Annotated in this window: 8 protein-coding genes and 1 pseudogene; 4 read left to right on the top strand and 5 right to left on the bottom strand. The window is 64.6% G+C overall.

Annotated elements, in window-relative coordinates:
- Window positions 1-1049, bottom strand: a 1049-nt coding sequence (locus HA630_RS21315) for a PQQ-dependent sugar dehydrogenase (protein WP_208300205.1), incomplete at its 3' end; no start/stop codon positions are given.
- A gap of 67 nt (window positions 1050-1116) precedes the next feature.
- On the opposite strand from HA630_RS21315, the gene HA630_RS21310 reads away from it, so the two are divergent.
- Both HA630_RS21310 and HA630_RS21305 read left to right on the top strand, forming a co-directional pair.
- Entirely contained in the window at window positions 1117-1527 is a 411-nt protein-coding gene (locus HA630_RS21310) for a hypothetical protein (protein ID WP_166837584.1), read from the top strand.
- A 14-nt stretch (window positions 1528-1541) separates the two neighbouring features.
- Window positions 1542-1760: a hypothetical protein gene (locus tag HA630_RS21305; protein WP_166837582.1), complete on the top strand. Its 219-nt coding sequence runs from the start codon at window positions 1542-1544 to the stop codon at window positions 1758-1760.
- Between the two features lie 19 nt (window positions 1761-1779).
- On the opposite strand, the gene HA630_RS21300 is transcribed toward HA630_RS21305, so the two are convergent.
- Window positions 1780-2277 (bottom strand): nucleoside 2-deoxyribosyltransferase, encoded by a 498-nt coding sequence (locus HA630_RS21300; RefSeq protein WP_208300204.1) that lies wholly within the window; start codon window positions 2275-2277, stop codon window positions 1780-1782.
- 64 nt (window positions 2278-2341) lie between these two features.
- Window positions 2342-2663 (bottom strand): annotated as a pseudogene (locus HA630_RS21295) (YnfA family protein).
- A gap of 200 nt (window positions 2664-2863) precedes the next feature.
- On the opposite strand from HA630_RS21295, the gene HA630_RS21290 reads away from it, so the two are divergent.
- A complete protein-coding gene (locus tag HA630_RS21290) occupies window positions 2864-3373 on the top strand; it encodes a CreA family protein (RefSeq protein ID WP_371809317.1) in 510 nt (169 codons plus the stop codon).
- 231 nt (window positions 3374-3604) lie between these two features.
- Entirely contained in the window at window positions 3605-5197 is a 1593-nt protein-coding gene (locus HA630_RS21285) for a Fic family protein (RefSeq protein WP_166837578.1), read from the top strand.
- A 253-nt stretch (window positions 5198-5450) separates the two neighbouring features.
- Here the strand turns inward: HA630_RS21285 and HA630_RS21280 are convergent, their stop codons facing one another.
- Together HA630_RS21280 and xseB are read right to left on the bottom strand one after the other, a co-directional pair.
- Window positions 5451-6335, bottom strand: a complete 885-nt coding sequence (locus tag HA630_RS21280; protein ID WP_166837576.1) for an alpha/beta hydrolase — start codon at window positions 6333-6335, stop codon at window positions 5451-5453.
- On the bottom strand, window positions 6332-6463 hold the full coding sequence (gene xseB / locus HA630_RS26620; RefSeq protein WP_371809318.1) for an exodeoxyribonuclease VII small subunit: 132 nt from the start codon (window positions 6461-6463) through the stop codon (window positions 6332-6334). Before xseB ends, HA630_RS21280 begins: the two co-directional genes overlap by 4 nt.
- Between the last annotated feature and the right edge of the window lie 6 nt (window positions 6464-6469).

Here is a 6469-nt window from a genome sequence, read left to right as displayed (position 1 = left end):
TACACCGCCCCATCCGGCCCCACCCTCACATCGCGCAGGCGTTCGCCCAGTTCCTTGAACAACACCTCCTGCGGGCCCGGCGTGCCGTTGCTCATGGGCACCCGGCGCACGCTGCGTTCAGCCAAGGCAGCCACCAGCCAGCTGTCGCGCCAGGCCGGGAACAGCGCGCCGTCGTACCACGCGAGTCCGGCGGGCGCGATGGACGGGGTCCATTCCGTCAGTGGCGGGGTGACGCCAGGCAGGCTGCGGTACGGGGTGATGCGGGCGTAGGTGTAGTCCACCCCGCCGGTGGTGATGGGCCAGCCGAAGTTGGCGCCGGGCGCGAGCCGGTTGAGTTCGTCTCCGCCACGGGCGCCATGTTCGTGTGCATAGGGCACGCCGTTGACCACCACCACGCCCTGCGGGTTGCGGTGGCCGAGGCTGTAAATCTCGGGCAAGGCGCCGTCACGGCCCACAAAGGGGTTGTCGGCGGGCACGCGGCCATCGGGCTGGATGCGCAGGAACTTGCCCAGGTGGGTGTGGTGGCGCTGCGCATCGGTGCGTTCCAGGTTGCCATCGCCCATGCCGAACAACAGGGTGCCGTCAGGCAGCCAGGCCATACGGCCACCGAAGTGCTGGGTGTCGGATTTGGCGGGGCGCGAAGTGAAGATGGGCGTCAGGTCCAGCAACTGGCGCCCGTCGAACCGCGCACTGACCACGCGCAGGTGGTTGGCCTTCGGCGTGCCGTGGGCGAACGACAGCAACAGCCGCCGGTTGTGGGCGAAGTCTGGGGCCAACAAGATGTCGAACAAACCGGCCTGCCCTTGCGCCAACACCGGCGGCACCCCGGCCACGGGCTCGGGGCGCAATTGGAAGCGACCCTCTGCCCCACGCTCGATCACGCGCAGCCGCCCCGGACGCTCGGTGACCAGCAGACTGCCATTCGGCAAGAAGGCCAGCGACCAGGGGTGTTCCAGACCGGTGGCCACGGTCTCGATGCGGTAGGGCACTGTCTGAGCCGAGGTGGCCATGGCCCACAGGCTCAGGAGCCAGGCAAGGAGGTATCTCATAATCACTTCGATGATCACCAGTGCCCGCCATGATGCCCCAACGCCCCGATGGACTCGGCGCGCGGGGGTGTTGCTGCTGGTCTGGGCGCTGGCGACAGTCTGGGGCTCGGTGGTTCAGACACGCTGGAACCTGCAAGCACTGGTGGATGCGGGGGTGAGCATTCCCGCCGGCACCTGGTGGCGGGTCATCGGGCAAGACTTGGTCGGCTTCGCCCCGGTTTACGGCGGCATCCTGGCCGCGGGCTGGTTGATCGCGTTTCCGGTGGCCAGCGGCCTGGCCCGCTGGTGGCCTGCGGGACGGACCGCCCTGCTCGCTTCGGCCGCGGGTGTGGGCATGGTGGCGGCGGTGCGGGCGGTGGACGCTGTGGCACCCATGCCGGTGTTCATTGACGCCACGCGGGGCCTGCCCGGGTTGTTCGCCATGGCCGCAGGCGCGGTGTTGGCGGGCGGGTTGTATGCCAGGCTCACCGCACGCTGAACGAAAGCTCTCGCATGAAGACGATAGACGAAATGCTGCACCTGGCGCTGCTGACCCCCGAGCAGCACCGGCAGATTGGGGCCTGGATCGCGCAAGCCGATTCGCCCGAGGCGATCCTGAGCATGCCCGCCGCGCTGTGGCAGGCGGTGGAGCGTGCCAGCGAGGTCATGGGCATCGACCAGGACCTGATGCGCCCGCCGGCGATGGACGCCGGCGGCCTGGTCTGTGACTGATGCCTCTGGAGGCCCCGTCTCACATCCGCAATTGGCGTCGCAGCAAAACCAGCGCTGCGCTCAGTCCTTCATATCGGTCTTCCGATCCGTAAGCCACACCCGTCAGGCTGTGTGCCAGCATCAGGTTCAAGGGCAAGCCAAAGTCCTCCACGGCATGGCCCTCGGGATCGATGCCGTCGGGTGCGGTCTGGGTCATGCGCTGCCGGAGGCTGTGTGAGTTGGGCAGGTAGGCGATGACAGGTTTGCCTAAAGCGAGCGCATAGGCCACCTCCCAGACCGTCCCGCTGTCCGGTTCGGGCCCACGCCAATCACGCAGGTTGGCCACCACCGCATCGGCCCGCTCCAGCATGGCCTTGTTGGCCTCGAAGATGGCCCTGGACTGGGGCTGGATGTCTGGGTCCAGCGGTGCATTCAGTGGATACAGCCCTTCAAACCCCTGTTCGGCACACAGTGCGCACATCACCTTGCCGCGTTCTTCTGCATCTTGGTAGAAAACATCCGGCCCGGCGAGGTACACGGTTGGGCTTCGTGGGTCTGAAGCGCCCTTCAGCGGCGAGAGGGTTGGCCGACTGTCCATCGTCTCACCGCACAGGCTGAAACATCATGAGGCCCATGCCGAGCATGGGTGACAGCCACGCCCGCGATGTCCCACGCGGTGGGGCGGACCTGATCGACCGCCCACAACCAACCGAGGGCCACACACACGTAGACGCCGCCATAGGCCGCATAGGCACGACCGGTAGCGGTTTCGTGGAACGTGAGCAACCAGGCAAACAGGGCCAGGCTCAAAGCGCCCGGAATGAGCAACCAAGCCGATTTGCCTTGTTTGAGCCACAGGTAAGGCAAGCAGCAGCCCACGATTTCAGCCAGGGCTGTCACCCCAAAAAGCAGTAAGGTTCTCATGGTTCGGTTGTGGGAATGGCTTGCATAGCCACGGACGCAAGGGCTGCTGCGGCGTCCGAAGTGCCCACCAGAACGGTAGGCTGCCTGCAGCGTCTGCCCGCCAACCCTAACATGACGAGCGAGGTTTGCCGATGCGCGTGATGTGCAGAAAACCGGGCCGAGGAAGGCCGCGGCATCCTTGGGCATCGGTGCATGCCTAGGTGCCGAAGGCCCTGCAAGACTTTGAGATGCATCACTATCATGGTCTCATGCTGAAACTGCTTCTTTCTTTTGCCCTCGCCTCTCCACTGCTGTGGCCGACGACCACCAACGCAGAAACCGTGGGTTGCGTGACCACCGCCTGGAAGCTCATCGGTGCCAACCACCGGGTGTGCGTGGAGGCGTTTTCTGACCCGAAGGTGCCTGGGGTGACCTGCCACGTGAGCCAGGCCCGCACTGGGGGCATTGGCGGATCTCTTGGACTGGCCGAGGACCCGAGCCAGTTTTCGCTGGCGTGTCGGCAAACTGGCCCGATCAGGCTGCCGGCCAAGCTGCCAGACAACGAGGTGGTGTTCAGCGAAGACACCAGCGTGCTGTTCAAGGAAACCCGGATCGTGCGGATGTGGGACGCGAAGAACAAGACCCTGATCTACCTGGGCATCAGCCGTCGGCTGATTGAGGGGGCGCCGGCCAACAGCATTTCGACCGTGCCGGTGATGGCTTGGCGGTGAAGACAGAAACCAGAAACGGCTCGCTGGGCTTCAACATTGGGCGACCGCTTCATGTCGGAAGCTGACAACACCGCCCGCCAACTCAATCACAGGGACCAACTTCGATGATTTTCACGGGACGCAAGCAGCGCGGTGTGGACGCATCGACCTGAGATGGGTCTCTGCCCTCGCTGTTGGTCGTAAATGTTTTATCATCGAAAACAAGAAAAATAACCGTTTTAGGTGACCCGTATGAAAAATGGAGTCGAATACGCTGGTTATAAGTGGCTGTCGCAGAAGCATGGCGTGGAGCCGGTACAGCCCTTTCGGGTCCGCAGCATCATAGGCACGGCGCGCTCCACCGCGGCATCTAACGGCTTCACGGTCGAGACATACCCTGCACATTACCAGCCGGATGCGACGCTGAGCGCGCACCTTACGTTTGCGCTCAAATATGAGGGTGTCGAGCTGGACTTTCTCCACCGCTTGTTCGAGGTCACCGGACCGGAGCCCATCGCCAAGTGGGCGCAGGAAGAGCGCACGGGTGCGTACGCGCGCCGCTGCGGCTTTCTCTACGAATGGCTCACCGACTCCACCCTGGATGGTGTGGTCGACGCCGGCGGGAACTACGTTGACTTGCTCAACCCGTCCCAGTACCTCACCGCCAACGTGCCGGACAAGGTGCGCCGGTGGCGCATCAACAACAACTTGCCAGGCACCAGGGCCTTTTGCCCGATGATCGACCTTGGGAAGCAGGGCTCGGCTGATCCGGCGCCACTGCGCGCTGAGATCGACAGAATGGTTACTCAGTTTGGGCTTGAGACGATTGAGCGTGCCGTCAACTGGCTGACTATTAAGGAGAGCAAGGCCAGCTTTGCCATCGAGTCCGAAGGCAAGGAGGAGGACCGTATCCGCCGCTTGGCGCGCGCCATGAACACGCACTGCGGCAAGATTGACTCGGCCCTCACGGAAGAAGGGATGCTGGAGATTCAACAGGCCATCATGGGCGAAAAGATGGTCGGAACCAGACTGGGCATTCGCCGGTCGCCGGTTTTTGTCGGGCACACCAACTCCATCTTCGAGCCCGTGATCGACTACCTGGCACCGCACCATGAGAGGGTGCCCGAGATGATGGAGGGGCTGCGTGCGTTCGAACAGCGCACCCGTGGACAAAGCCCGCTGCTGCGAGCGGCGGCCCTGTCCTTTGGGTTCGTCTACATCCACCCGCTGGGAGACGGCAATGGCCGGCTCTCGCGTTTCCTGATCAACGACATCCTGCGGCGCGATGGCTTCCTGCCAGCACCGGTGATCCTGCCGGTCTCGGCAGTCATCAGCGAGAACGCCATGCGGCGCGCCGCCTACGACACCGCCTTGGAGCACCTGTCGCGGCCGCTGATGGCCACGCTGAATTCTGTGTGCAATTTCGGCGCGACCGTGCAACACGAAGATGGTGTCGCGTCCAACCTGCACGTGGCCGACTGGAACCGGGGCCTGGCCACTTGGCGCTATGCGGACCTGACTTTCCAGTCTGAGTACCTGGTCGACGTCATCCGTCACTCGATTCTGCATGGACTCAAGGACGAGGCCGTGTACCTTCAGCGCTACGAGACCGCGCGCAACAGCCTCAAGGAAATCATCGAGGGCCGCGACGAGGACTACGCAACGATCATCCGAGCCCTGGTGACCAACCAGAAGGTCACCGGCAAGCTGAGCAAGACCTACCCCGGGGTCTTCCGCGACGAAGTGTTGGCCAAGCGCGTCGAGCGCGCCGTCTTCAAGGCCTTTGAATTGCTTCCGGACGACGACGATGAAGTGGTGCCGCGCCTGGATGTGGTGGCCCGATGATTTCATGTGGGAGCTCAAGGAGCCCCTTGGACCGGAAGATGCACGCCGTCCAGTCGGACCCTCGTGGCAGCCCGTCAGCAGACGGACCACCAGGATCTGCTGGCGACCGTTCATGCGACTTGCGGACTGAGTCGTGTGGATGTGGGACGCGAAGAACAGGACCCTGATTTGCGTGGGCATCAGCCACCGACAAACGAGATGCCATCGAAACCGGCAACGGCCCAAGGCGTCAACTTCGGGATCGGGGTCGTGCTCATACAGCCCTGTCCAGCCACGCCGTCACCCGCTCGTTCAACGCACCCTCGTCGTCGAAGCTGTCATGCCGACCGGGCACCACGAGCAAGGTCGCGTGCGCGGCCGATGCCTGGAGCTGTTCCGCGCAGGCCACGGGGACCACATCGTCCTGCTCGCCGTGCACCAGCAGCACCGGCACCTGGATCTGTCCGATGGTGTGGACCGGCGCGATGGCATCAAAGCGGTAGCCGATGACGCGCTCGATGTAGCGGTTGACGAGCCAGCCGAGGGGATAGAAAGGGATGCGGTAGGCCGCCAGCCAGCGCCGCATGACCTGCTCGGGGTGGGCAAAGGCCGAGACGCTGACCACGGCGCTAACCTCTGGTCGGCGTGACGCGCACAGTAGGGCCGCCGCACCGCCCAACGAGTGGCCCAGCAGCACCACCTTGGCGGGCATGGCTTGGGACGATCCCTGGGGAGTTTGTGTCGCGAGCCAGTCCAGGCAGGCGTCCAGGTCTTGGGCAAAGCGCGGCAGCGAGCTGTAGGTGTCGGCCTCGCTGCGCCCGTGGCCTCGGGCGTCGGGCAGGAGCACCGACCAGCCATGGCGGTACAGCACTTCGGCCGCCGGCCTCAACTGGCTGCCGTGGCCGCCCCAGCCGTGCATCAGTACCACCACACCCCGGCAAGGCGCCCCTTGCCCTACCGGTCGCCATTGGGCGGCGAGTCGTTTGCCGTTCGCGGTGGGAATCTGGACCCATTGGAAACCGGTGTCGGAGGCTGACGGCTCGGGGTGTACGAGTCGCTGCGGCGTGAGCTCCCAGCGCAGCCAGCACAGGCCCAGCCAGCCGACGGCGAGCAGTGAAGTCAGCGCCGCCAGGGGCGCGAGCCAGCCGGATGGGCTCATGCCGGGTGCGTGTCCTGTGTGCCGTCCGTGGCCCCCAATGCTTTGTCCAGTGCTTTGTCGAGCGCCTTCTCCACCGCATCGATGCGGGTCTGGCAGTTCTTGTACGCGGCCACCGACTCTTCGACGATCTGCAG

It is taken from the genome of Aquabacterium sp. A08 (assembly GCF_011742065.1).
This window is presented reverse-complemented; position numbering and strand designations above follow the sequence as displayed.

Excerpts from the sequence above, each read along its gene's own strand:
- HA630_RS21305 (WP_166837582.1), top strand. The coding sequence starts at position 1,542 with ATGAAGACGATAGACGAAATGCTGCACCTGGCGCTGCTGACCCCCGAG.
- HA630_RS21280 (WP_166837576.1), bottom strand. The coding sequence starts at position 6,335 with ATGAGCCCATCCGGCTGGCTCGCGCCCCTGGCGGCGCTGACTTCACTG.
- HA630_RS21285 (WP_166837578.1), top strand. The coding sequence starts at position 3,605 with ATGAAAAATGGAGTCGAATACGCTGGTTATAAGTGGCTGTCGCAGAAG.